The sequence below is a fragment of the Pradoshia sp. Z6_59 genome (genome assembly GCF_058267515.1).
Genome location: NZ_JBZCPP010000009.1, coordinates 59,697 through 85,996, shown reverse-complemented (window position 1 = coordinate 85,996; position 26,300 = coordinate 59,697). Strand labels below are relative to the sequence as shown.

23 protein-coding genes are annotated in these 26,300 nt (G+C 38.2%); 1 reads left to right on the top strand and 22 read right to left on the bottom strand.

Annotated elements, in window-relative coordinates; translation table 11 throughout:
* Positions 1–105 precede the first annotated feature (105 nt).
* The 15 genes from dnaI to AC4D4B_RS11190 all read right to left on the bottom strand — a co-directional run bounded on the left by dnaI (position 106) and on the right by AC4D4B_RS11190 (position 17,201).
* A complete protein-coding gene (gene dnaI, locus AC4D4B_RS11260; protein ID WP_490996459.1) occupies positions 106–1,047 on the bottom strand; it encodes a primosomal protein DnaI in 942 nt (313 codons plus the stop codon).
* Between the two features lie 17 nt (positions 1,048–1,064).
* Positions 1,065–2,441, bottom strand: a complete 1,377-nt coding sequence (locus AC4D4B_RS11255; protein ID WP_490999925.1) for a replication initiation and membrane attachment family protein — start codon at positions 2,439–2,441, stop codon at positions 1,065–1,067.
* 72 nt (positions 2,442–2,513) lie between these two features.
* Entirely contained in the window at positions 2,514–2,972 is a 459-nt protein-coding gene (gene nrdR / locus AC4D4B_RS11250; RefSeq protein WP_490996457.1) for a transcriptional regulator NrdR, read from the bottom strand.
* 248 nt (positions 2,973–3,220) lie between these two features.
* On the bottom strand, positions 3,221–3,601 hold the full coding sequence (gene speD / locus AC4D4B_RS11245) for an adenosylmethionine decarboxylase (protein WP_066108871.1): 381 nt from the start codon (positions 3,599–3,601) through the stop codon (positions 3,221–3,223).
* Between the two features lie 314 nt (positions 3,602–3,915).
* Positions 3,916–4,944, bottom strand: a complete 1,029-nt coding sequence (locus AC4D4B_RS11240) for a glyceraldehyde-3-phosphate dehydrogenase (protein WP_490996456.1) — start codon at positions 4,942–4,944, stop codon at positions 3,916–3,918.
* 171 nt (positions 4,945–5,115) lie between these two features.
* Complete coding sequence (gene coaE, locus AC4D4B_RS11235; protein WP_490996455.1) at positions 5,116–5,712, bottom strand: dephospho-CoA kinase; 597 nt, start codon at positions 5,710–5,712, stop codon at positions 5,116–5,118.
* A 16-nt stretch (positions 5,713–5,728) separates the two neighbouring features.
* Positions 5,729–6,367, bottom strand: a complete 639-nt coding sequence (ytaF, locus tag AC4D4B_RS11230) for a sporulation membrane protein YtaF (protein WP_490996454.1) — start codon at positions 6,365–6,367, stop codon at positions 5,729–5,731.
* Between the two features lie 70 nt (positions 6,368–6,437).
* Positions 6,438–7,268, bottom strand: a complete 831-nt coding sequence (mutM, locus tag AC4D4B_RS11225) for a DNA-formamidopyrimidine glycosylase (RefSeq protein WP_490999924.1) — start codon at positions 7,266–7,268, stop codon at positions 6,438–6,440.
* Between the two features lie 21 nt (positions 7,269–7,289).
* Positions 7,290–9,917, bottom strand: a complete 2,628-nt coding sequence (gene polA, locus AC4D4B_RS11220; RefSeq protein ID WP_490999923.1) for a DNA polymerase I — start codon at positions 9,915–9,917, stop codon at positions 7,290–7,292.
* Between the two features lie 301 nt (positions 9,918–10,218).
* On the bottom strand, positions 10,219–11,988 hold the full coding sequence (gene pnpS / locus AC4D4B_RS11215) for a two-component system histidine kinase PnpS (RefSeq protein WP_490999922.1): 1,770 nt from the start codon (positions 11,986–11,988) through the stop codon (positions 10,219–10,221).
* Positions 11,988–12,704 (bottom strand): response regulator transcription factor, encoded by a 717-nt coding sequence (locus AC4D4B_RS11210; RefSeq protein WP_490996450.1) that lies wholly within the window; start codon positions 12,702–12,704, stop codon positions 11,988–11,990. Before AC4D4B_RS11210 ends, pnpS begins: the two co-directional genes overlap by 1 nt.
* Positions 12,705–12,878: 174 nt before the next feature.
* Positions 12,879–13,817 (bottom strand): malate dehydrogenase, encoded by a 939-nt coding sequence (gene mdh / locus AC4D4B_RS11205; protein WP_490996449.1) that lies wholly within the window; start codon positions 13,815–13,817, stop codon positions 12,879–12,881.
* Between the two features lie 64 nt (positions 13,818–13,881).
* A complete protein-coding gene (icd, locus tag AC4D4B_RS11200; protein WP_490996448.1) occupies positions 13,882–15,153 on the bottom strand; it encodes an NADP-dependent isocitrate dehydrogenase in 1,272 nt (423 codons plus the stop codon).
* A 149-nt stretch (positions 15,154–15,302) separates the two neighbouring features.
* Complete coding sequence (gene citZ, locus AC4D4B_RS11195) at positions 15,303–16,418, bottom strand: citrate synthase (RefSeq protein WP_490996447.1); 1,116 nt, start codon at positions 16,416–16,418, stop codon at positions 15,303–15,305.
* Positions 16,419–16,742: 324 nt separating this feature from the next.
* Complete coding sequence (locus AC4D4B_RS11190; protein ID WP_490996446.1) at positions 16,743–17,201, bottom strand: DUF441 domain-containing protein; 459 nt, start codon at positions 17,199–17,201, stop codon at positions 16,743–16,745.
* Between the two features lie 149 nt (positions 17,202–17,350).
* Here AC4D4B_RS11190 and ytvI point away from each other — a divergent pair, with 149 nt between their 5' ends.
* Positions 17,351–18,478, top strand: coding sequence for a sporulation integral membrane protein YtvI (gene ytvI / locus AC4D4B_RS11185; RefSeq protein ID WP_490996445.1), 1,128 nt, complete (start codon positions 17,351–17,353; stop codon positions 18,476–18,478).
* A 51-nt stretch (positions 18,479–18,529) separates the two neighbouring features.
* On the opposite strand, the gene AC4D4B_RS11180 is transcribed toward ytvI, so the two are convergent.
* From AC4D4B_RS11180 to ystJ, 7 genes are all read right to left on the bottom strand, one after another.
* Positions 18,530–18,922 carry an FxsA family protein gene (locus AC4D4B_RS11180; protein ID WP_490999921.1) on the bottom strand — a complete coding sequence of 131 codons (393 nt, stop codon included), beginning with the start codon at positions 18,920–18,922 and terminating at the stop codon, positions 18,530–18,532.
* A gap of 130 nt (positions 18,923–19,052) precedes the next feature.
* Positions 19,053–20,813, bottom strand: a complete 1,761-nt coding sequence (gene pyk / locus AC4D4B_RS11175) for a pyruvate kinase (protein ID WP_490996443.1) — start codon at positions 20,811–20,813, stop codon at positions 19,053–19,055.
* Positions 20,814–20,842: 29 nt separating this feature from the next.
* Positions 20,843–21,802 carry a 6-phosphofructokinase gene (gene pfkA / locus AC4D4B_RS11170; RefSeq protein WP_490996442.1) on the bottom strand — a complete coding sequence of 320 codons (960 nt, stop codon included), beginning with the start codon at positions 21,800–21,802 and terminating at the stop codon, positions 20,843–20,845.
* 294 nt (positions 21,803–22,096) lie between these two features.
* Positions 22,097–23,074 carry an acetyl-CoA carboxylase carboxyl transferase subunit alpha gene (gene accA / locus AC4D4B_RS11165; protein ID WP_490999920.1) on the bottom strand — a complete coding sequence of 326 codons (978 nt, stop codon included), beginning with the start codon at positions 23,072–23,074 and terminating at the stop codon, positions 22,097–22,099.
* Entirely contained in the window at positions 23,074–23,937 is an 864-nt protein-coding gene (gene accD / locus AC4D4B_RS11160) for an acetyl-CoA carboxylase, carboxyltransferase subunit beta (protein ID WP_490996440.1), read from the bottom strand. Before accD ends, accA begins: the two co-directional genes overlap by 1 nt.
* Before the next feature lie 390 nt (positions 23,938–24,327).
* On the bottom strand, positions 24,328–24,966 hold the full coding sequence (locus AC4D4B_RS11155) for a FadR/GntR family transcriptional regulator (RefSeq protein WP_490996439.1): 639 nt from the start codon (positions 24,964–24,966) through the stop codon (positions 24,328–24,330).
* Between the two features lie 6 nt (positions 24,967–24,972).
* A complete protein-coding gene (ystJ, locus tag AC4D4B_RS11150) occupies positions 24,973–26,211 on the bottom strand; it encodes an NADP-dependent malic enzyme (protein ID WP_490996438.1) in 1,239 nt (412 codons plus the stop codon).
* Between the last annotated feature and the right edge of the window lie 89 nt (positions 26,212–26,300).

The window sequence follows — 26,300 nt, the reverse complement described above, 5'->3', positions numbered from 1 at the left end:
TCCGTTTCTTTCATGCAGGACTGTTTGCTTATTAAAAAAATGAGATATCTAAAAAGAGGCAGTCCCTTCATACGGGCTGCCTCTTCGCCAAACCTTTTATTCTCTTTAATCTCTTCGATTTTTTCCGTCCATTTCAATTGGCTCCGTTAAATTACGGACTCTCTCCATGATTCGTTTTCCTTTAACCAGTTCCTCATCTCCACGCTGAGAATACGTGAAATGATGTTCCAATTGTTTCAAATTAAAATTGGAGGTGAAAAAGGTTGGAAGATTTTCATGCATTCGGTATTGGAGTATCGGCCCCAGTACATCATCACGCGACCAGGCACTCATCGTTTCAGCTCCAATATCATCAATCATTAAAATAGGAACTTCCTTTAGGGCATCCACCTTTTGGTTATAGGAATTTTCCGCGAAGGACCCTTTTAATTCTCTTAAATATTCAGGCCAATACACAATATGTGATGAAACACCCTCTTCAGAAAGTGCGTTGGCGATTGCGCCAAGTAAATAGGTTTTACCTACCCCAAATTCACCGTATAAATAGAGCCCTTTATGACCAGCACCATTTATATATGAGTCAACAAAATTCTTTGCCTTTTCGACTGCCTCCACACGTGCTTCGGTCGTATACTCATCCCAAATCAAATTAGAAAAAGAAGCCTCCACAATTTCTTTTGGTACATGGCTGGCACGAATCAGCTTACGTAATCGATTCTTCTCTTCCTGCCTGCGTTTTTTATGACAGGGTTCATACCGTACATCAATCCGTTTCCCCTGAATAAACAAGTGTGGATGATGACCCTGAAGGAGATTTTTACATTCAGATAAAGAAGGACATTCGTCACATGTCTTCGTTTGCGTGGAGAACTCGTAGAGCTTATTCATGCTCTTTTCAATCATGTCGCTTGTCAGCTGACTGCTATGTTCATTTATGAATAGACGGACATCAGGATCTTTTAAAACGATATTTCTCATTTCATCCAATCTTTGCTGAAAGTTTTCACGCTTCCCGAGCTGATTCAGTGCATCCTGTATATTTTTCATCCTTATACACCTCCTGTTTATTTAGAATTTTCATTTTGCAATTTTTCCTTGAGCTTTCTTACACGCTCAGCAATTTCGGTGGATTGAGCAACCGGCTCTTTCTTCTTCGTTTCATCCAGCCAATCAGGAACGATTTCCTTCCTCGCATTGCCTGTTGTACGGCGTGTTGATTTATTTGTTTTCGTCTTTTTTTCATTAGCCCAGGTTTGGTATTTCTTATGCTCACTCAAAGCCATCTCATAGGCTTCCCGTACTGTGGTGATATTTTTCCTCGCCCAGTGCGAAGCAATTGTCTCCACATAGTTTGATTGCAATTTCATATCTGATTTTAACATGACATAGTGCAGAAGGACATTAACGACTCCAGGAGGAAGCTTTTGATTGACCATGACCTTTTCTACAAGTGCCAGATCATTGTCGGAGGGCATTGCACCTTGCGAAAGGCTGACTAAAAACTCCAATGGAGAGGTTGTTTCAAAGGTATACAGTAAATGCTCCTCTGGTGTTTTAGGTTCTATGATTGTACGTTCATATTCAGGTTGTTTCTGTTCAATCAATGTCGGCATTTCTTCACCATGATTGATGTGGAAAAACTCTCTTGCACATTTTCTGAGTTCGTCTATATCAATTTCATTATGTTGATTTTGACAACGCAAAATCAACTTGCTCATATCCATTACATTAATTTTATATAAATACGACAGCATCGCGATGGATTCCATCACATTTGGAGTAAACGCTTTTCTCGATATAAAGCTGTTTTTAGCCGTTGCAAATAATAACTCGAAATCAAATTGCTCCATTAAATTATGGCTATATCCCTGTGGGTCTTTTGAGAAGAATTGCATGCTTTGATCAGTTTCCGAGCTGATGATTTCTTTTGGATTGCGAAATTCGGATGCAAATACCTCATTGAAAGATTGAGTTATCTCCTCATAATCATCAGGAATACGTTTATCCGCAAACATCGTGAGCAGTCGTTCGTAATGTCTCTCTTCAAGTTTTTGCTTCAGATAAATAGGCAGCAAATCATCATGGAAAAATTTATCCGGACTTAAAGGACAAAGAATCTCGTAAATAAAAACATTACCTTCCGGAGTTGCTTTTTTATATGTTTTTAATAAACCAATTCCTTCAAGCCTTTTACGGTATTGAAATATCTCGTCCAAAGGTAAACCAAGTACGTCCATTAACCAACGATGTGTCGTTTGCCTGGAATACATGTTACCTGTATTGACTTCGTTTAATAAGGTCATATACAAAGAAACAGCCAATCCTCCTACAAGTGGCTGATATAAATATTGAATTGATTTATGGTCCATTTCTGATAGCTTTTCTTTATATAGTACAACATATCTGTCTTTAGGATTTACAAACTTCCATGAAAATTGCATTGTCTACAAACCTTTCGTACTTCGGGTTTTTATAGTTGAAAAAAGAGCTAAAGAAACTGTCTTCAGCTCTACTTAATCCTCTTTTTTCATTAGTTCTTTCAATTCGTCAATAAAAACATTTATATCTTTAAATTGACGGTACACAGAAGCGAAACGGACATAGGCCACTTCATCCACCTCAGCCAGCCTATCCATAACCATTTCACCTATTAAATCACTTTTTATTTCAGAAAATCCTTGATTTCTTATTTCTTTTTCAACATCAGTTGCAATCTCTTCCAGTTCTTTAAGAGCAACATGACGCTTTTCACAAGCTCGGATTAAACCTCTTAGGATTTTTTCTCTGCTATATTCTTCCCGTGCACCATCTTTTTTTACCACAATTAGCGGAATTTCTTCTACCTTTTCAAATGTAGTAAAACGATAACTACAGGATTCACATTCTCTTCTTCTACGTATTGAACGTCCTTCATCCGCAGGGCGGGAATCCAGCACTCTTGTCCCATTATGTTGGCAAGTTGGACATATCATAGATTAGCACCGTCCTTTTCTATAGTTCTATCTTATTAAAACAAATCGAATAGGACAAGTCTGTTTGCATAAAATGCTATTTTTTATCCACTATATAGCCAATACTTTTGGAGGAAAGTAAACAATGGGAGAAGTAAAAGTTGTTTTCCATAAAAAAAGAGATGCAGATGTACTGACCCCAAAAGTTAGAGTTTGAATCTAACTTTATGAGGGTCACCACAAGAGACATCTCTTTTTATCTTTTTTATTTATAATGCTTTAGCAAGAACATGGCTGACAGCAACAGGACCCATGCCTCGCGGGATTTCAATATGTTCCCTAACCTGAGCGTTTAAGGCTTCAGCTATAAAATCAGCAGCCACATTAGGATCTAAGTCACCGCATGTATATACATCAATACTCGCATAACCATGTTCCGGAAAACTATGAATGGTTAAATGTGATTCAGATATAATGACTACTCCGCTTACTCCCTGTGGCGCAAACTTATGGAAGGCTACTTCTCTAACTTCAGCTCCAGATCGTAAAGCTGCGTCCACGAATATTTGTTCAATCTGATTAACATCGTTCAATTTAGATAAATCACAGCCCCATAGTTCAGAAATGACATGACGACCTATTGTATGCATGTTCAATTCCCCCTTTAGCATTTAAACGAATTTTAATTATCTTCGTTTCTGGCCTTTACTACCACGGGGGAAAGTTAGTCCTGAGAGGTCCTAACCCTTTAAGTAGTACTGCCAGGATGATGAAGTTTACGACATTTAGTATATATGGTTTATTTTTCAAATGCAATCATACAATTCAATATTAGTTAATAATTACCACCAAATGTACAGCATTTGTTTTTCTTAGTTTATTCTAGTTTATGAATCAAAGAACGGCCTGAACCGCCTTTTTTTAAGAAAGACGGCCAGACCGTAAAAGGTATTATTTATTATGCTTAACTCACTTTCACTTTATCCTCTTGAAGAAGGCGGGCCACATGGTTTACTAATTCTACCACTCTGCATGAGTATCCCCATTCATTATCATACCAGGCAAGCACTTTTACTTTATTTGCACCAATCACCATAGTAGAAAGTGCATCTACAATAGCCGAATGCGGATTTGTATTAAAATCGATAGAAACAAGTGGCTCTGTGCTGTATTGGATAATACCAGCCATTGATCCTTCAGCTGCTGTTTTAAACGCTTGATTGATTTCATTAATAGTCACTTCTCTTTTAAGATCTACTACCAAATCAACTAAAGAAACGTTTGGAGTTGGTACTCTCAACGCAATTCCATGGAGTTTTCCTTTCAAATGAGGAAGCACCAGCGAGAGTGCTTTGGCTGCTCCAGTTGTAGTAGGTATGATACTTTGTGCACAGGCACGGGCTCTGCGTAAATCCTTATGCGGATTATCGATATTGTTCTGATCATTTGTATAGGCATGAACGGTTGTCATAAGACCATTGTCAATTCCAAATTGTTCATCGAGTACTTTTACAACAGGAGCGAGGCAGTTAGTTGTGCAGGATGCATTCGAAATTATAAGGTGCTTATTAATATCTAACTTATCCTCGTTAACACCCATTACAATCGTGACATCCTCATTCTTCCCAGGAGCTGTTAAAACGACCCGTTTTGCACCCGCATTTAAATGAAGAGCTGCTTGATCACGATGATTAAATTTCCCAGTTGCTTCGATTACGATATCAATCCCAAGATTTTTCCAGGGCAGGAATTCAGGATTGCGATTATTTAGCAAAAGAACTTTTTTACCATTTATCAATAAATGATCATCCATAGCATGTACATCACCATTAAATGGACCATGATTCGTATCATATTTAATTAAATGTGCTAATGTTTCAGAAGGATAACTAGCATTAATGGCTACGATTTCAAGATGCTCATCCAATATTGCTTTTCGGAAAACCATTCTGCCAATTCGGCCAAACCCATTGATAGCAACTCTTGCACTCATTTAACTTCCTCCTATATATAAGTTATACTTATTATAAAAATGATGTAATTAGTATAACACATTGAACAAAATGCTGCATGGTTTAAATACCTAAATTATCCAAATTAAATAAAATTATATACAAAAAAGACTATCCAAGGGTCGTTATCCCTCAGATAGCCTTGCTATTGGTTATACATTTAATTTTTTAATCAAAGCAATGAGTTGCTCTTCCGTCTCAAAAAATTCTCCGTTATTGTCAACAATATAATCGGCCAATTCTTTCTTATCATCAATTGGCATTTGTGCTCGTATTCTTGCGAGTGCTTCTTCCTCAGTAAAATGATCCCGCGCCATTAATCTCTTTAATTGGATTTCGGGCTTCACATACACAAGAATAATACCCTCTACCATATGCGTCAAATTACTTTCAAACAATAGGGGAATGTCCATGAAAACGAGTTCTTTCCCTTGGTGTAATGCTTTCTCCGTTTCTTCCATCATCCATTTCCTGACTGCCGGATGAACAATTCCATTTAATAATTGCCGTTTTTCAGAGTTTGAAAATACGATGGAACCTAATTTTTTCCGGTCTAATGTCCCATCAGGTAAACAAATATCCTGACCAAATACATTTTTAATTTCCTCTAATGCTGGCATACCAGGCTCGACGACTTTTCTTGCTGCGATATCTGCATCAATAACAGGGTAACCCTTGGAAATGAGCCATTTGCTAACGCTGCTCTTTCCACTGGCAATCCCTCCTGTAACTCCGATTATTTTCCCCATAACATTCCATTCCCTATTAAATTATTTTGGTTAACCCAAGAAAAATAAGTACTAAACCCGGAATAAATGAAAAGACCTTTGCCATAATGGAATCCTGCAGATATTTTCCCGCTTTTATACCCACTGTCATTAATAAAGCACTCATACCGAAACAGAGAGTCACCTGAATAAATAACGGATAATGAAGTATACCAGCACCTATTCCAGCTCCAAATCCATCTAATGATAAGGCTAATCCCAGAAAAAAAGCTTCTAATCCAGTAATGGTTCCAGAACGGTCAAAGTCAGCACTTAATGGCTTTTTAAGTATATGAATAACCAGTCCAATAGACTTTATTTCTAATTGGAATAAGGTTCTTTCATTCACATAGGGACAATTATCTTCATTTCGCTTGAAGTAACTTGAAAGTGTCCAAATTCCAAGCACCAGCAAGATAAATCCTCCTAGCTTACCGGTCCAGGAATGTGCCATCAAATGCTCGCTTAACGATCCCATTAACATACCGAATGCTAGGCTCAATGCAGAACAACCGGCAATGATGATGATGGAGCGAATCGGTATACTTACTTTTCGCATTCCATAGGTCATTCCTACACCGCAACTATCCAGACTCACCGCCAATGCCAATAACAATATTGATGCTATGTGCTCCATTTCATAGGGACTCCTTTCCATAATCAATACCCTACTATATGAAAGGAGCCCATCTTATGTTCATATTCAGTTAGGCTAATGGCTGACATTCAGGACAGTAGACGGTCCCTCTGCCTCCAACAATAATTCTTTCCATGTTTGTTCCGCAAATTTTACAAGGCTTTCCTTTTCTTGAATAGGCAAACAGCTCAAGCTGAAACATGCCGATTTGACCTTGGGAATTCACATAGGATCGTACTGTGCTTCCTCCTTTTTCAATGGCGGTAGCAAGAGTTTCCTTAATGGATGTATATAGTTTTTCTATTTCTTCCTTTGTCAAAGTGGATGCCGGACGTTCAGGATGGATACCCGAATGGAACAATGCTTCATCCACATAGATATTACCAAGACCTGCAACTACTCTTTGATCCAATAATACCGTTTTGATAAAACGATTCGTCTTACTGAGTGCTGCACCTAAGTGATCTGGTGTAAATTCATCTGAAAAAGGCTCAGGTCCTACCTTTGAAAGTGGCAGTACGTCTAATTCTGTCCCCTTTGTATGCAGATGCATCGTGCCAAACTTACGGACATCTCTATATCTCAATTCTGTTTGATCCGTAAATTTGAATATAACATGTGTATGCTTATCTGCCGGTTCCGTTTCATCATAAAGGCCATATTTTCCTTCCATCCGTAGATGGGAAACAAGACTGTAATCATCTAAATGGAAAATCAGGAATTTACCACGCCTGCCAATCTCATGAATGGTTTGCCCTTTCAAAAGCATACGAAACAGTTCAGCATCATCCGGCTCTTTTATAATTTTAGCCCAGCGTATATCCACATCATCAATTGTTTTTCCAAGTACCAGGACTTCGAGGGTCCTTCTGATTGTTTCGACCTCAGGTAATTCAGGCATACCTTTTCACCCCTTTTACTCCTATTTAGCGTCATACCAGGTGTTGCCAAATGAATAGTCCACTTTTAATGGAACTGCTAATTCAATTGCATTTTCCATTTCCTCCGGAACAATTTTCTTTAATATATCCAACTCCTCAGGCGGCGCCTCAAAAATCAATTCATCGTGCACCTGAAGCAGCATTCTTGTCTGTAAATTTTCTTTCTTTAATCTGGCATTCATCCGAATCATCGCCAATTTGATAATATCTGCAGCACTGCCCTGAATTGGTGTATTCATAGCTGTTCTTTCTGCAAAACCGCGAACATTAAAGTTTCGATTATTAATTTCAGGTATATATCTGCGGCGCTGCAATAACGTACTTACATATCCATTTTCCTTCGCCTCTTCTACAATATCCTTCATGTATTGCTGAACACCAGGGAAGCTCTCTAAATAGCGTTCAATGAAAATTCCAGCTTCTTTTCTGGTAATTCCAAGACTTTGTGATAGTCCATAATCACTGATACCGTACACAATTCCAAAGTTCACCGCTTTAGCCTGTCTTCTCATATTCGAAGTCACCTGATCAGCATCGACATGAAATACATCCATAGCCGTTCTTGTGTGGATGTCCATATCTGAATTGAAGGCATCTATCAGGTTTTCATCTCCTGCTATATGAGCCAGAACACGCAGTTCAATTTGAGAATAATCAGCCGCAAAAATGACCCAGCCTTCTTCTGATGGCACAAAGGCCTGTCTGATTTTTTTGCCTTCTTCAAGTCTGATAGGAATATTTTGCAGGTTAGGATCTGTTGAGCTTAGTCGTCCTGTTTGAGTTAATGCCTGATTGAACCTTGTATGGACCTTTTGATCATCATGAATAACTTTTAAAAGTCCCTCAATATAGGTTGATTGCAATTTACCCAGCTGTCTATAATGAAGAATTTCTCGGACAATACTATGCTTGCTCTCCAATTTTTCGAGTACATCTGCTGACGTGGAATAGCCTGTCTTTGTCTTTTTGATAATAGGTAAATTTAATTTTTCAAACAGGATAACGCCAAGCTGCTTCGGTGAATTAATATTAAAGGATTCACCGGCCATTTCATAAATTTTAGCTTCGATGTCCTTTAATCTGCCTGCAAGTTCAGCTCCCATTTCTTTCAAACGGTTCTCATCGACCTTCACACCCGTAATTTCCATTTCAGCCAGGATAAGAGCTAATGGCAGTTCTAAATCCTGCAGCAATCCGATTTGATTGTATTCCTCCAGCTGTCTTTCAAGGCTTTCCTTAATCAGTGTTAACGACAAAGCTTTCCGTGCAATATGCTCACCCAATTCAGCAACCGCTGGAATTGAACGTTTCGCTCCTTTTCCATAAAAACTCTCGTCTGTTTGGATATGTCCTGCATTATGTTTTTTAGCCAGATCCGCCATATCAACATCCGGTTCAGCTGGATTTAAAACATAGGATGCCAGATAAACATCAAATTCAATTCCTTTTAAAGCTATTCCCTCGCGACTTAATGCCACAATGCTTTGTTTGGCATCATACACTGTTTTTTTATATTCAGGATTTTCTGCCCACTCTTTAAAAAGAGGGGATCCCGCAGCCTTGTCCTTATCGATAAAGAATGTTCCATTTTCATTTGAAATGGCTAAGCCAATTACTTCAGCTGTATGATAATTCGGATCAAGTAATTCAAGATATAGTGAGGACTCTGCTGTCAGCATATCTTCCGTCACTTCTTCTACTGCCTTATATTCAATCTCTTCAAGCACGGCCATCTCTTCTTCGGCAGCCGGCTCCATTTTTTCAATCAAGGTTGCAAATCCCAGTTCCCTGTATATAGACAGCAGCTTTTCCTGATCTGCACCCGTATAATCAACCGAATCAAGGTTAACCTCAATTGGAGCATTTGTTTCAATGGTCGCCAGCTGCTTACTTAAAATAGCTTGGTCCTTGAATTCTTCCACTTTTTCTTTTAATTTTTTCCCGCTGATTTCATCAGGGGAAGCCACTACCTGCTCAACAGTTCCAAATTGATTTAATAATTTTAAGGCTGTTTTCTCGCCCACACCCGGGATTCCAGGAATATTATCTGAGGCATCTCCCATTAATCCTTTTAAATCAATGATTTGATTTGGCGTTAAGTTATACTTTTCACGAATATGCTCCGGTGTATAATCCTCCATATCCGTAATCCCTTTACGGGTAATACGTACAGTTGTTTTATCCGTAGCAAGCTGGGTTAAATCTTTATCACCGGAGATAATTTGTACTTCATAATCCCCTTTTTCAGCTTCGAGAGCGAGTGTTCCGATAATATCATCGGCTTCATAATTCGTTAACTCATAGCGGGAGATTCCGTATGCATCCAACAATTCTCGAATAAAAGGAAACTGCTCTGATAATTCAGGTGGCGTCTTTTGACGTCCTCCTTTGTATTCTTTATATGTACTGTGTCTGAATGTTGTTTTCCCGGCATCAAAAGCAACTAATATATGAGTCGGATTTTCCTCTGAAATGATTTTGTTGAGCATCATTGCAAAACCATAGATGGCATTAGTGTGTACACCCTTCTCGTTATTCAATAATGGCAATGCAAAAAACGCCCGGTAGGCAATGCTGTTTCCATCGATTAAAATCAATTTTTTCTTCATGGTTACCTCCAGTATCCATATATATATTTTCATTAACATATAGCTTGTTTTAAAAAGCGGCCACCGAATCATTCATCATAACAGGTGTGCCTTATAAATGCTTATATCAGGTTTTGAGATATTTTTCTGATTCAGGTCTTGAAAAAAACCGTCACTCTTACTTACCCACTCTATTTTATCATGACTAGAGTTTGAAAGAAAAATGACGGTTCAGTTCTATTTATTCATTTACAATTTCCGTTCACTTTTAATCCAGTTTCGATTTGCCACAGGATTATTTTGAAATAAGAAGGTTTAGGCACTATATCTGCTTAGCCTGGTATTTAGGAAGTATGATTGTAAAGGTGGTTCCCGCATTCTTTTGGCTTTCTACCGTAATTTCTCCCTCATGCGCCTCCATAATATGCTTAGTTATCGCAAGTCCCAGTCCTGTTCCTCCAGATTCCCGACTACGGTCTTTATCCACTCGATAAAATCTCTCAAATATTCGAGGAATTTCCTTTTCCTCTATGCCAATTCCAGTATCCGCAATGGAAATATAAATTTTATCAGATTCTTCTTTAGCGGTTATCTGCACTTTCCCATACGACGGGGTATAGGAAATCGCATTACTTACAAGATTTAGGCATACTTGTTTAAGCCTGAAAGTATCTGCTTCACACATAATAGGCTTTTTAAAATCCTGAATCTCGAACTGAATATGTTTCTTCGATGCCTTTTTCTCAAGCAAGGCATACGTATCTGATAAAACAGGAACAATATCAATTTCCTGTATATCGAGCTGAAAGCCATGTTGCTCCACTTTTGAAAGTTCCAATAATTCCTTTATTAAAGCCTGCAGTCTGTCGCTTTCCTTTAAAATAATAGATAAGAAATGCTCTAATGCCTGCGGATCATGCATGGCTCCATCAAGGAGCGTTTCCGAAAATCCCTTAATAGATGTAACCGGTGTATTCAATTCATGAGACACATTGGCAACAAATTGTTTCCTTACTGACTCTAATTTCTTTAGCTCTGTGATATCATGGAAAACAAGTAGAATACCCTTCCAATCACCCTTAGGTCCCATAATTGGTGCACCATATACCTCGAAATGCTTCCGCTCAATTCCAATCGTTAATACGATTTGTTTCTTTAATTTTTGTTCTGCCATAAAGATTTCTTCAATAATCGCATTGATTTCTTCATGTTTGATCACTTTATAATAGAGTTCAGATAAATATTCTTCTTCCTTCACTTTGAAAATATCAATATAGGCATGGTTGATCATACTGATAAACCCTTTATCATCGATTAATAACAGAGCGCTGCCCATATTTTCAATCAGTGTACTCAATCTGTCTTTTTGGATTTCATGAGCAATTTTCATTTCCTGAAGACTTCGAGCAACATTATTAATAGAATGATTAAGAATTCCATTTTCATTATCTCTACCGATATAAGAACGGGCCCGATAGTTACCTCTCGTTAATTCCAGGGCAGCTTTAGTAGCACTTTCTATAGGGATCGCAAACTTCTTAATTAGCTGAAATACAAACAGGACAATCATCACACAGGCGAAGCCTAAACATCCCAAGAGTATAGACCATACTTTTGTATATAGAGAGGAATCTTCATTTGAAACCAATATGAAATAGCCTGTTTCCCCGGTATCCAATGAATATTCATCCATATAGTAATAGGATGGCCCTGTTCTGATATCAGATTTCTTTCCTATTTGACGGTCTGTTCCTATATCCCCCATATATTCTGCAAGGGATGCTGAATCATCCCAGGTTTTCCATCCCGAAGGCTTGTCTGTTTTATACAGGATATGACCATCCTTATTCATGATTAGGAAGGATGAGCGCAAATGAGCATTCAACTTATTAGACTTCACCTCTAACTCGTTGCTATTATCAGCATCACCCAGATATAAAGTCAACAATTGTCCTTCTTCCTTAAGATGACTCATTACAGACTTATCATAATAATAAAGGAGTAATTTCCCAATTAACAAACCAAAGCATAGAAGTATAATGATTGTGATAGCTGCTATCTCTGCTGTTAATTTAAGCTTGAACTTTTTCATTATCTTGGTTCCTCAAGTTTATATCCCAATCCGCGTACAGTTTTAATATAATCAGGCTTTTTCGTATCTTGTTCGATTTTTTCACGTAAGTGACTAATATGTACATCAACTATTCGAGTATCCCCGGCAAAATCATAGTTCCATATCACATTAAGGAGCTGATCTCTTGTCAGTACTCTAGATTTATTCCTGGCAAGATACTCTAACAGCTCAAATTCCTTCGGAGTTAGCTCAAGTAACTCCTCTCTCATATACGCTTCATATCTGTCCGGATATATTTCTAACTCTCCAATTCTCAAATTGCTTGTTTCTTGTTTTTCTAAAGAAGTACCCTGTCCGGAAGAGCTCATCCCAGCTCTCCTGAGAAGAGCCTTCACTCGCGCCACAACTTCTCTCGGACTAAATGGCTTCGTCATATAATCATCTGCTCCCAATTCTAGTCCAAGCACTTTATCGAACTCCTCGTCCTTTGCTGTTAACATAAGAATTGGGGTCATAATTTTATTTTGTCTCAAGATTTTGCATATCTCAATGCCATCCAGTTTAGGCAGCATCAAATCTAGAATAATAATATCCGGTGACTCAGCTATAGCCATTTTTTTACCTGACTCACCATCCATTGCTTTAATAACCTGATAGCCCGCTTGCTCCAGATTATAGGTTAGTAAGGTAATAATTGATTGTTCATCTTCCACTACAAGGACTTTTTTACTCATTGGCCCCTCCTGCTATTTTTTCACTATACTAACCATTATATATGAACATACACTTTTGGGTAGTCCAGGATTCGTAACTAAAGGATGCATTATTTTGTGCTACTTCATTTAGTCTCCCCTGAAAAGCACAAAAAAATCGGAAAGTAATACTTTCCGATTTACATAGTAAAACTATTAAGCAAGTACAGACATAACGTTTCGAACAGCTTCGGCAGATTGATCCAACGCTGCTTTTTCTTCATCAAGTAAATCCAGCTCAATTACTTTCTCTATGCCATTTGCCCCCAAAATAGTTGGAACACCCAAGTATATTCCGCTATATCCATATTCACCTTCCAAATAGGCAATAGCAGGAATCACTCTCCGCTGATCCTTTAATATAGCTTCTGCCATTTCTGCAAGTGAAGCTGCAGGGGCATAATATGCACTGCCATTTCCAAGAAGACTAACAATTTCTCCGCCGCCTTTTCTCGTCCGTTCAACTATTTGCTCCAGACGTTCCTTTGGCAGAAGAGTATCTAAAGGAATGCCGCCAGCGTATGAATATCGAACAAGAGGTACCATATCATCGCCATGGCCACCCAATACAAAACCTGTTATATCTTTAACCGACAAGTTTAATTCCTGAGCGATAAATGTACGGAATCTTGCCGTATCTAATACACCCGATTGGCCGATTACACGATTTTTAGGGAATCCGGTTTCCTTAAATACTGTATAGGTCATTGCATCAACTGGGTTCGTAAGAACGATAATATAACTATCCGGAGAATATTTTACAATTTCTTTAGCTACTGAGCGCATAATTTTTTGGTTTGTTTGAACAAGATCATCCCGGCTCATTCCCGGCTTACGTGCAATACCTGCAGTAATGATGACTAGGTCAGAATCCTTTGTATCTTCATAGTTGGATGTTCCAGTAATAGTAGCATCAAATCCTTGCACAGGGCCTGCTTCTGCCATATCTAAAGCCTTGCCCTTTGTAGGATTTTCCATTTGCGGAATATCAATCAACACTACATCCCCAAGTTCTTTTTGAGCTAAAAGAAAAGCGGTCGTTGCTCCTGTAAAACCACTGCCAATGACAGATATTTTTTTTCGCTTAAATACCATTCGAATTTACCCCCCAGTTTTTAAAAGGGGTAATCTTTTTCGAGATTACCCCTTTCCTGAATTATTAATCCATATTTTTTATGAGCTCATCAGCAAATTCAGAACATTTCACTTCACTCGCTCCATCCATTAAACGTGCGAAGTCATATGTAACCACTTTTGTGTCTATCGTTTTTTCCATTGATTGTGTAATTAAGTCAGCAGCTTCATTCCAGCCCAGATGCTCAAGCATTAATACACCTGAAAGGATAACCGAAGAAGGATTCACCTTATCAAGACCGGCATATTTAGGTGCTGTTCCGTGTGTTGCTTCAAAAATAGCATGACCTGTTACATAGTTGATATTGGCACCAGGTGCAATACCAATTCCACCAACCTGTGCTGCCAGAGCATCAGAGATATAATCTCCATTTAGATTCATGGTTGCAACTACATCAAATTCTCTTGGTCTTGTTAAGATTTGCTGCAGGAAGATATCTGCAATGGAATCTTTAACAATAATTTTGCCAGCTGCCTCTGCATCTGCCTGCGCTTTGTTTGCAGCCTCTGTACCTTCTGCTTCTTTAATGCGGTCATACTGTGCCCAAGTGAATACTTGATCACCGAATTCTTCTTCAGCAACTTCATAACCCCAGTTTTTGAAGGCTCCCTCTGTAAACTTCATGATATTTCCTTTATGAACTAGTGTGAGAGATTTACGTCCTTCTTTAATTATATAATTAAGTGCAGCTCTGACAAGGCGTTTTGTGCCTTCTTCAGAAATCGGCTTGATTCCAAGTCCGGAAGTTTCAGGGAAACGGATTTTGGAAACACCCATTTCTTCACGCAGGAAGTTTAATAATTTTTTAACCTCATCAGATCCCTTTGCATATTCAATTCCTGCATAAATGTCTTCTGTATTTTCACGGAAGATAACCATATCCGTATCCTGTGGTCTTTTAACCGGTGATGGAACTCCATTAAAATAACGAACCGGGCGCAAGCAAGTATACAAATCAAGTTCTTGGCGCAAGGCTACATTTAAAGAACGAATTCCTCCGCCAACCGGTGTTGTAAGCGGTCCTTTAATCGCGATTAAATATTCTTTAATAACGTCAAGTGTTTCTTTAGGAAGCCATTCTCCTGTTTGATTAAATGCTTTCTCACCAGCCAAAACTTCTTTCCAAACTATTTCTTTTTCCCCATTGTATGCTTTGTTTACTGCCGCTTCCAGCACTCGTGACGCAGCTGCCCAAATATCAGGACCTGTTCCATCCCCTTCAATAAATGGTATAATCGCCTGGTTTGGCACTTGCAGTACTCCATCGACAACTGTGATTTTTTCTCCCTTACTCATTCAAATCCCCTCCAACATCAATATACAAGGTTAGTGAAACAATCCGTTTCAGCTAACCTTTTCTCTAAATCTATAAATTTAAGTATAACTATCCAGAAGTTAATTAACAAATCATCCTACTATTAATTTTCAGATAATTCAACCTCTTATTAACGGTCTTTAACTGGTATATATTTTTGCATTCCTGGTCCCACATATTCAGCACGCGGACGAATCAATCGATTGTTATCATATTGTTCCAGAATATGGGCTATCCATCCAGACATACGGCTAACCGCAAAAATAGGTGTAAATAAATCATGATCTATACCCAGACTGTGGTATACAGAAGCAGAATAAAAATCCACATTTGGCGGAAGCGGTTTTTTCGAAGTAACCAGCTCTTCGATTTTGGCAGATATTTCATACCATTTCGGTTCACCTGTTAAGTTCGTGAGCCTTTGGGACATTTCACGAAGATGCTTTGCACGTGGGTCCCCTTTTCTGTAGACACGATGCCCAAAGCCCATGATCTTTTCTTTATTTGCTAATTTATTATTTATATAGCTGTCTACATTTTCAACAGAGCCTATTTCAGACAGCATTTTCATAACTGCTTCATTAGCACCGCCATGCAATGGTCCCTTTAGGGCACCAATAGCTGCTGTAACACCTGAATAAATATCCGACAATGTCGCTACACATACACGTGCAGTAAATGTAGATGCATTTAATTCATGGTCCGCATGTAAAACTAATGCTTTGTTAAATGCTTCAATTTCAATCTGTTCAGGCTCTTTGCCATTCAGCATATAAAGAAAATTCTGCGCATAGCCAAAATCTTTACGTGGCGCAATAGGTTCTTCACCTTTACGAATGCGTGAAAAAGCCGGCACAATGGATAGGATTTTAGCTTGCAAACGTATTGCTTTTCTGAAATTTGCTTCTTCATCCATAATATCGGCTTCCTCATCATATAACCCCAATAAAGATACGGCTGTTCTTAATGCTCCCATTGGATGAATCGCATCAATCGGATACATTTTGAAATGTTCAATCATTTCATTAGGAAGTCCTGCATTTGCAGCAAGTTGATTCTTCAAATCTTCCAATTCTAGCTTGTTGGGTAATCTGCGATGCCATAACAAATAAATAACCTCTTCGAAACTTGCGTTTTCAGCCAAATCATCGATATCATAACCGACATATGTCAATGTGTCATCGATAATAGAACTGATTGAAGATGATGTAGCCACTACTCCTTCAAGACCCTTTGTAACAGACATGGTTTTTCTCTCCTTTGCTAGAAATCTCCCCTATGTTCCTGATTTTGGTTGACGAATTGGGTTACCGCTTCACTGTAATGTATGTATTGCCTATATGACTCATCACATTTTATATCTCTTACTTATAAGTAAGCGTTATCATAAGAGCGTAAATTTCACCCAGCATCTCCCACGTTGAACGATTGCTCAGAATAACAATAGATTTCACAAGAATTTTTTTACAAATCTGTGAAATCTATGCCCTGTTTTCAATTATAAACAATTATTTAAAATTTGTGAAACAAAAACACCTTATAAAAACTCAAAAGTATTTTATCTTAATAATTATCTGAAAAAATTAATAAACTGCATGGCAAGATATGCGATCCCAGCTCCGATTAATGGGCCTACTGCTACCCCATTAAAAAGACCAACAGCCAGAATCGTTCCAAAAACAAGTGCCACCGTAATGTGAGGATCATTTACCAAAAGCTGCACCCCATTTTTCGCAATTAATGCAACCGCTATTCCCGATAACATGGCAATCCAGGCATACGGTGATTTCATGGCTTCAGTCAGTTGCTTAAACCCTATATGGCCTGTCGCAATCGGCACCAATACAGCAATGGTTATAATCGTAACACCCCAATTAATCCCCTTGGACTGAATATAACTGAACATTTTTCCATCTAAACCGACAATTTTAAATACAAGTAAAAAAAGAACTGCAAATGTAAGAGAACTGTTTTTCGCAAATAATCCTATAGCCAAAAGAATAACTAAAAATATGTATGGACCATACATGATGTTTCATCCTTCCTGTTGAAAAAGTATATCGAATAAAAAAAGACTGATAATTTCAAAAAATACCACTTGTGGTTAATATATGAACTTTCTTTTAATGCTCTTAAAGAATATAATTAAATTCAGAAAGCGAAATAAAGGAGGCTTATATGAACCTTGAACACCTTTATAGAGTTTTACGCTTCTTAGTCGTTATTATCGGGATTTATCTATCCGTTTATTTACTGCTTATCATAGCTAAATATACATATCCATTTATCATCGGTTTTTCGTTTGCCTACTTGCTTAAACCTTTTGTTACGTTCTTAACGAATAAACTTAAAATACCAAAAAGTTTATCTGTTATACTCTCTATGCTTGTTACGGTTGCGCTTATTGCTGGTTTAATTACCTTTCTTGTAGCTGAAATGGTTGCCGGGATAACCTATCTGTCAGAAGCATTGCCTGAACATTTAAATACGATGGTAGTATATACACAAAATTACATTACAAATCATTTCATCCCATTCTACGAAAAAATCATATCCTTCTTTAATACTCTTGATACAGGGCAACAGGATACCATTTTGTCCAATATAGAACAGCTAGGGAAAGAAGCTGGTAATACCATTGTGTCGATTCTACAATCATTTTTAGCTTTTTTACCTGTTGTTATTGGCTGGCTGCCTAGTGTGGGAACAGGGGCCATCTTTACTTTATTGGCTACATTTTTTATTGCGAAGGAATGGGATAGATTAATTAATTACAGTAAAAAAATGCTACCAAATAAAGCCATGTACAATCTTAAGAACGTCCTGAAAGAGTTGGAGAAAGCACTATTTGGTTTTATAAGAGCACAGCTGACGTTAATATCAATAACAGCCTTAATTGTTCTGGTTGGTTTATTAATTTTGCGGGTGGATTATGCCATTACAATCGCCCTTATAATTGGATTTGTTGATTTACTGCCCTATCTGGGTACAGGATTAGTTTTTGTTCCTTGGATTATATATGAGTTGATTATCGGCAACTTCGGATTTGCACTTGGTCTTGGTATTTTATATACGGTAGTGATTGTTCAAAGGCAATTCATGGAACCGAAAATCCTTTCCTCAAGCATAGGTCTGGATCCATTGGCTACTTTAGTTTCTATCTTTGTCGGATTTAAGCTAATTGGGTTTTTAGGTTTTATTTTAGGTCCCATTATCTTAGTAATATTGAGTACATTATATAAATTGCATATACTCCATGATTTAAAAGATTATATTATGGGAGTTCAGCCCCCTCCTCCTAAATAAAAGGATGAGGCTGCATCCAACGATTTTCCATCGCCAGAAGCAGCCCCTCATTTATCGAATAATCGTAATCGTTTTGCGTGACTTACTCATATACTTTGTAAGCAGTGCATAAAGGATTGGTTTAAATGCTTTCCGTGTAAATGGCATAAGCAACAAGAATCCTACAATATCACTGATAAAACCAGGCAGCAATAACAGGAAGCCTCCAATTAGAATACAGATCCCGCTATATACTTCTTCACCGGGCATAAATCCTTTACTCTTTTGATCCTTTGCACGCTGGATGACCTGTAAGCCTTGTTTCTTGGCCAAGAATACTCCGATAATCCCAGTAAAAAAGATGAGGAAAACCGTCCAGCCAATACCCAAATAAGAACCGGACACCAACAAAACAATAATTTCGATAATTGGTATCAGAATGAAAAATATGGTTGTGAGCTTCATTAGGAACCTCCTTATTGCAAAGTGAAGTGTCTGGCATTTTCCTTTAGTTTAGCATAATTGAGAGATGTGGATAGAAAAAAGAGCTGTTTAAATTAGCAAACAGCTAAGCAAACAGCTCAAATCATGTTTATTACAGAATTCCTGTATTACCTTCGTAAATACGGCCGCTTCGGCTATCTACAGTAATAACCTGGTTGTCCTGTAACACTGTTGTAGCATTTTCAAATCCAACAATAACCGGAATACCCTGGCTTAAACCAACTACTGCAGCATGGCTTGTTAAACCGCCTTCTACAGTTACCAATGCTGCGCATTTTTCAATCGCTGGCATCATATCTTTGTCTGTTGCATTTGTAACTAAAATACAACCTTCTTTTACTTTAGCAATTGCTTCTTCAGCGTTGTTAGCAATAACTACACGGCCTGAAGCAGACTTTCTTCCAATTCCTTGAGCACTTGCTAAAACAGAACCGATCAAGTGGATTTTCATAATATTAGTTGTACCTGATTCATTCACTGGTACACCTGCTGTGATAATAACTAACTCACCAGGTTTCACTAAGTTTTTCTCAGTTGCTGCTTGAACTGCATTTTCAAGCATATCATCTGTAGTAGTTGTACTAGTACCTAAAATTGGATATACACCAGATACTAACGCTAATCTTCTCATCACTCTTTCATCAGATGTGATGGCGATGATAGGTGTTTTAGGACGGTAACGGGAAATTACACGTGCTGTTGATCCACTTTGTGTTGGTGTAATAATAGCTGAAACATTTAAGTTTAATGCTGTATGTGCTACAGATTGTCCAATTGCATCTGTTACATTGTAATCATGGTCCTTACTGCGAGCAGAAAGAATTGCTTTATAATTTAAAGCTGTTTCTGCTTTACTAGCAATATTGTGCATAGTTTGAACAGCTTCAACTGGATATTGACCAGCTGCTGTTTCACCTGAAAGCATGATGGCATCTGTACCATCAAAAATGGCATTCGCTACGTCACTTGCTTCCGCACGAGTTGGACGAGGATTACGTTGCATTGAATCTAACATTTGTGTTGCTGTAATAACCGGTTTACCCACAGTATTGCAGCGTTTAATTAAATCTTTTTGAACAAGAGGTACATCCTCGGCAGGAATTTCAACACCAAGGTCCCCACGCGCAACCATTAAACCATCAGAAACCGCTAAGATTTCTTCAATATTTTCCACACCTTCGTGGTTTTCGATTTTCGGGATGATTTGGATATGACCGGCATTATGATTTTCAAGCAATTCTCTGATTTCAAGAACGTCCGCTCCTCTTCTAACAAAGGAAGCTGCAATGAAGTCAACATCTTCTTGAATACCAAATACGATATCTTCTGCATCTTTTTGTGTAATTCCCGGTAATTTCACAGAAACTCCTGGTACGTTTACACCTTTTTTGTTCTTAATCATTCCAGTGTTAAGAACTTTCGTATAGATTTCTTTTTTATCTTTATCTAAACCAGTTACTTCAAGACCAATTAAACCATCATCAACAAGGATTCTGGATCCTTCATGAACATCATCAATTAAGCCTTCATAAGTGATGGAGAATTTCTCCGGAGTACCAAGTACTTCAGTCATCGAAATGGTAACATCTTGACCTGCTACTAATTCAAACCCACCATTTTCCATGTTGTGTGTACGAATTTCCGGTCCTTTTGTATCAAGTAAAATCCCAACTGTTTTACCAGTTTCTTCTGCAGCCTGGCGAATAGTTTGGATTCTTGCACGGTGCTCTTCATGGCTACCATGAGAAAAGTTTAGACGGGCAACATTCATACCTGCCTCCATTAATGCTTTTAACTTTTCTAATGATTCACTGGCTGGTCCAATTGTACATACGATTTTTGTTTTACGCACGTTGTATCCTCCTATTTACTATTTCTTAATTAAATTGAAAGCTCCTGAGATAATTCATACATTTTTTTGTCAACCACATGAGGTATCTTTAATGCCTCAATAATGTCATAATCAACCAATTTATTGTTAACGATCCCTACTGCGCGGCCGCCTTTTCCATCAAGGAGCAATTCAACTGCCTTAGCAGCCAATCGGCTGGCTAATACGCGATCTGTCGCTGTTGGTGATCCACCGCGCTGAACATGTCCAAGAACTGTCACACGCGTTTCGAAGCCAGTGCGGTTCTGGATATCTTCACCGATTTCCATTCCACTGCCAACACCTTCAGCAACAATAATAATACTATGTTTCTTTCCTCTATCATGCCCACGCTTCAGCTTATTAATGATATCATTCATATCATAGTTTTCTTCGGGGATAAGAATAGATTCCGCTCCACCTGCAAGACCTGCCCATAGTGCAAGATCTCCGGCATTTCTTCCCATTACCTCTATAACGTATGTTCTTTCGTGTGAAGTAGCTGTATCTCTGATTTTATCAATAGAATCAATAATCGTATTCAAGGCAGTATCGAATCCAATTGTGAATTCGGTTCCTGGAATGTCATTATCAATCGTGCCCGGTACACCTATACATGGAAATCCATGCTCTGTTAAAGCTTTGGCTCCACGATAAGACCCATCTCCACCTATTACAACAAGTCCTTCAATTCCAAATTTCTTCAATTGTTCTATACCTTGCAATTGAACATCTTTTTCCTTGAATTCCGGACAACGAGCTGTATACAGCATTGTTCCGCCTCTATGTATAATATCTCCTACAGATCCGATCTCAAGCTTTTTTATGTTCCCATTTAAAAGACCTTGGTAACCATTGTAAATCCCGTAAACCTCAAGATTATGGTAAATCGCTTTTCTTACAACGGCACGTACTGCGGCATTCATGCCTGGTGAATCTCCCCCACTTGTTAATACACCTATTCTTTTCATGATATCACCCCAAGTTTAGTATTATCTTCATTGAGTACACATCTGTTTATAGCATCTGTATATAGACAGACAGAAACACAATCACGAAATATAGTTGTTTCCGTTTATTCATAATCGCATCCTTATTCTATGATAACAAAAACCTTTCGTAAAGCCCTTTGTACCAAGGAATTTTCTATGAAAACGCTGTCACATTGAGAGTTTCTCATTATTATCAAGGGATTAAAAAAAAATTGTACATCGTGTGTATTTTTCCCTATTGAACAAAAAAGAAACGTACATTTTCATGTACGTTTAATGATTCTTTACAAATTGTGTCGAAAATCCGTACTTGCCAATATTTTTATATTTCTCATATCGTTTATTGACTAGTTCTTCCTCACTCATTTCTTTTAATGTATCGAGCGAATCCTTTAATATTTTATCAATCTCTTCTGCCTGATCTTTAACCGAGCGATGAGCACCACCAAGTACTTCAGGTATAATTTGATCTATAATGCCTAACTCTTTTAAATCTGGTGCCGTAATTTTCATCGACTCTGCTGCTTTCTTTGCCATAGATGCATCTTTCCAGAGAATAGATGCCGCACCTTCAGGAGAGATAACTGAGTAAGTTGAATTTTCAAGCATATGAATATGGTCACCCACACCAAGTGCCAACGCTCCGCCACTTCCTCCTTCTCCAATTACTATACAAACAATTGGCACCTTTAAACCGGCCATTTCGAATAAATTTCTAGCAATAGCTTCACTTTGACCCCGTTCTTCTGCCGCTTTACCAGGATAGGCCCCCTTTGTATCAATAAAACAAATAATTGGTCTCCTGAATTTTTCCGCCTGCTTCATGAGTCGTAAAGCTTTTCTATATCCTTCCGGATGAGGCATGCCAAAATTTCGGCGTATATTATCCTTTGTATCCTTGCCTCGCTGATGACCAATAATAGTCACCGGCATTCCATGATACTTAGCGATGCCGCCCACTATTGCTTCATCATCACCAAATAGTCGATCTCCATGACATTCAAAGAACGATGTAAATAAATGTTCTATGTAATCGTAGGTTGTAGGACGTAATGAGTGCCGGGCTATTTCAACTCGATCCCACGGCTTTATATTTAGATACAGCTCTTTTTCCAATTGGCCCAGTCGTTCCTCTAGCTTTTTAATTTCCTCTGTAAACTCTCCATCAGAATGTGAAGTCATTTTCTTTAATTCATCTATTTTCTTTTGTAAATCCTGTATTGGTTTTTCAAATGACAATTCACCCGGCATTATTTACTCCCTCCTGATGTATGAATATCGATAATTGCTGCCAATGTATCTTTCATTTTATTTCTTGGCACTACTGCATCTAATTGACCATGCTTCAGAAGGAATTCAGCAGTTTGAAAATCTTCCGGCAATTTTTCATGGATTGTTTGCTCGATAATACGACGGCCGGCAAACCCAATTAAAGCTTTAGGTTCTGCAAGGTTATAATCTCCAAGTGAAGCGAAACTCGCTGATACCCCACCGGTAGTGGGATGAGTCATAACTGATATAATCAGACCACTACGCTCACTAAAACGTTTTAAAGCTGCACTTGTTTTCGCCATTTGCATGAGGCTTATAACCCCCTCCTGCATTCTGGCTCCTCCTGATGCGGTAAATATAACAAAAGGTACCTTTAATTCGTCAGCTTTTTCAATGGCTCTAGTTATCTTTTCACCAACCACAGAGCCCATACTGCCCATACGAAATGTAGAATCCATTACCGCAATTACAGTGGTATGACCACTAATTCGACCTACTCCTGTTACTACAGCTTCATTTTGTTTTGTTTTATTTCGATCTCTATCCAGCTTTTCTGTATAATCTGGAAAGTTCAGTGGATTTTCCGAAATCATCCCCCGTTCGTACTCCTCAAAAGATCCTTTATCCATTAAACTGCTTAAACGTTCAACTGCATTCATCGGGTGGTGATACCCACATTTAGGACAAACTTTATCATTTTTTAATATTTCTTTAGAGTATTTAATAGTTTTACAAGACGGACATTTCATCATAATTCCTTCAGGCACATCTTGATTTGCTTTATCAGAAGGAATGGTTGCATACTTTTTCCTTTTTGTACGAGAAAACATGTCTTTCAACAAAACTCTCGATCCCCTTTCGTAATACAGTACATCAATGGTTCATAAATAAACCTTACTGATTTTCTCATCAGCCAGTGATTACTGAAACCACCTTGTCCATTATACCTGCCATCCCATCAGATATATACAGACTATGGTAATAGGACAAACTACTTGCACATAATTGAATTCCTATCCTATCTACATACAAGAAACAGAACATCTTTCCAAAAAATCAGTAAATCCTACTCATTCTTACCGACCAATAGGAAAAATAAATATGCATCTCATTAATCCTTATGTCTTAGTAGATCTATAAACCTTAATAAAAAGCAATGGAAAGTTTATAAAATAGGCCTTATATAGTTTACAAAACGTACCTATATAAGGCCTATTTACTACAGATATCTATTATTCACTTTTCGCCGCAGCTCTGATTTTTGTATCATATATTTCTAGCGCTTCATCTTTTTCACCGTTTTCCATTAAAGCAGCTAAAATAATATATTGCTTTCGGTCTTTAATGGAGAATTCATAGCCAGATGCTTTACAGTAACTGTTTACCGTTTTCCAAATTCTCTCCATCAATCGATTTTCAGTCAATCTGGCTAATTTAGAGAAGTAAGCCTCGTCCGTAAACGAGTTGCTTCTAGCCCAATTATATAAATCTTTAATAGTCTCAGGATTTTTACGGTTATATTCGGACATGATCCGTATACAATCCTTTTCCAACAATAATTTTACTTCAATCAAATCTTCTTTTGTTTTACCTTCTAAAATGAAAAATGAGCCTAGTAATTCAACAAGCTTATGCTCTTGAAAATCATGAATGAATGTGCCTTCTCCTCTTCTTGTTTCAATCAATCCCAAAAGCTCCAATGCTCTTAAAGCTTCTCTGACTGAGGAACGACCAACATTTAAGCGGTCAGACAGCTCCCGTTCAGAGGGGATTTTATCACCTGGAACAAGATGATCCTCTTCAATCATTCTTTGCAGCTTGCGAACTATCTCTAAATATACTTTTGGCTGTCCTTCAGTTTGTAATTCCATCTGTCATCACTCGCTTTTTCCAATGGATGATAGTAATTCTGTCTTCTTTCTGATTTCTTCCGGGTCAACTTTTAATCTGGCAACCCCTGTTTCCATCGCTGCTTTTGCAACTGCTGCAGCTACTGCCGGAGCAACTCGTGGGTCAAAAGGAGCCGGGATTACATAATCAGTTTGCAGCTCTTCATCTGTAATTAGATTTGCAATCGCTTGAACGGCTGCAACTTTCATTTTCTCATTAATATGGGTTGCTCTTACATCCAGAGCTCCTCTAAAAATTCCTGGAAAGGCTAATACATTGTTTACCTGGTTGGGAAAATCGGATCTACCAGTTCCTACGACGGCAGCACCTGCTTCTTTAGCCAATTCCGGCATAATTTCGGGAACTGGATTGGCCATCGCAAAAATGACTGGATCAGGGGCCATTGATTTAATCATTTCAGGAGTCAGCGCACCTGCAACCGAAACACCGATAAAAACATCTGCATCTTTAATGACGTCCTCCAGACTGCCTTCTAAACGATCACGATTTGTATATTTAGCTACTTCTGCTTTTACAGCATTCATACCATATGGGCGTTCTTCATAAATCGCACCCTTGCTATCACACATAATTAAATCGCGTACACCAAAGTGATATAGCAGCTTAATTATGGCGATACCGGCAGCACCAGCACCATTTGCCACTACTTTAATCTCAGACATTTTCTTATTGGAAAGCTTCAAGGCATTAACAAGACCTGCAACCGTTACAATTGCTGTACCGTGCTGATCGTCATGAAAAACAGGGATATTCGTTTCTTTCTTCAATCTTTCTTCAATGACAAAACAATTTGGAGCCGCAATATCTTCTAAATTAATTCCACCAAAAGTTGGTTCAAGTAATTTTACTGTCTCCACAATTTTGTCCACGTCGTTCGTATTTAGACAGATTGGAAATGCATCGACTCCTGCAAATCCCTTAAATAATAATGCTTTTCCTTCCATAACAGGCAGTGCAGCCTCCGGACCTATATTCCCAAGTCCCAGCACAGCCGTACCATCTGATACTACGGCTACCATATTGCCCTTGAAAGTATATTCATATACTGTTTCCGGTTTATCATGTATAGCTTTACACGGCTCAGCTACACCTGGAGAATATGCCAGGCTTAAATCATGTGCATTCCGCAGGGGCACCTTGGTCACTGTTTCCAATTTCCCCTTATTTAAACGGTGCATATGCAACGCTTCTTCTCTTAAAGTCAATTACCCACACCCCACTTTTTATCATACAATACATTTTGTCCCACTTCTGGTATGACCAAAATTATACTGTAAATATATCACAATATTCA

Coding starts and splice junctions, on each gene's coding strand:
- dnaI (WP_490996459.1), bottom strand. CDS start 1,047: ATGAAAAATATACAGGATGCACTGAATCAGCTCGGGAAGCGTGAAAAC.
- AC4D4B_RS11255 (WP_490999925.1), bottom strand. CDS start 2,441: ATGCAATTTTCATGGAAGTTTGTAAATCCTAAAGACAGATATGTTGTA.
- nrdR (WP_490996457.1), bottom strand. CDS start 2,972: ATGATATGTCCAACTTGCCAACATAATGGGACAAGAGTGCTGGATTCC.
- speD (WP_066108871.1), bottom strand. CDS start 3,601: ATGCATACAATAGGTCGTCATGTCATTTCTGAACTATGGGGCTGTGAT.
- AC4D4B_RS11240 (WP_490996456.1), bottom strand. CDS start 4,944: ATGAGTGCAAGAGTTGCTATCAATGGGTTTGGCCGAATTGGCAGAATG.
- coaE (WP_490996455.1), bottom strand. CDS start 5,712: ATGGGGAAAATAATCGGAGTTACAGGAGGGATTGCCAGTGGAAAGAGC.
- ytaF (WP_490996454.1), bottom strand. CDS start 6,367: ATGGAGCACATAGCATCAATATTGTTATTGGCATTGGCGGTGAGTCTG.
- mutM (WP_490999924.1), bottom strand. CDS start 7,268: ATGCCTGAATTACCTGAGGTCGAAACAATCAGAAGGACCCTCGAAGTC.
- polA (WP_490999923.1), bottom strand. CDS start 9,917: ATGAAGAAAAAATTGATTTTAATCGATGGAAACAGCATTGCCTACCGG.
- pnpS (WP_490999922.1), bottom strand. CDS start 11,988: ATGAAAAAGTTCAAGCTTAAATTAACAGCAGAGATAGCAGCTATCACA.
- AC4D4B_RS11210 (WP_490996450.1), bottom strand. CDS start 12,704: ATGAGTAAAAAAGTCCTTGTAGTGGAAGATGAACAATCAATTATTACC.
- mdh (WP_490996449.1), bottom strand. CDS start 13,817: ATGGTATTTAAGCGAAAAAAAATATCTGTCATTGGCAGTGGTTTTACA.
- icd (WP_490996448.1), bottom strand. CDS start 15,153: ATGAGTAAGGGAGAAAAAATCACAGTTGTCGATGGAGTACTGCAAGTG.
- citZ (WP_490996447.1), bottom strand. CDS start 16,418: ATGTCTGTTACAAAGGGTCTTGAAGGAGTAGTGGCTACATCATCTTCA.
- AC4D4B_RS11190 (WP_490996446.1), bottom strand. CDS start 17,201: ATGTATGGTCCATACATATTTTTAGTTATTCTTTTGGCTATAGGATTA.
- ytvI (WP_490996445.1), top strand. CDS start 17,351: ATGAACCTTGAACACCTTTATAGAGTTTTACGCTTCTTAGTCGTTATT.
- AC4D4B_RS11180 (WP_490999921.1), bottom strand. CDS start 18,922: ATGAAGCTCACAACCATATTTTTCATTCTGATACCAATTATCGAAATT.
- pfkA (WP_490996442.1), bottom strand. CDS start 21,802: ATGAAAAGAATAGGTGTATTAACAAGTGGGGGAGATTCACCAGGCATG.
- accA (WP_490999920.1), bottom strand. CDS start 23,074: ATGCCGGGTGAATTGTCATTTGAAAAACCAATACAGGATTTACAAAAG.
- AC4D4B_RS11155 (WP_490996439.1), bottom strand. CDS start 24,966: ATGGAATTACAAACTGAAGGACAGCCAAAAGTATATTTAGAGATAGTT.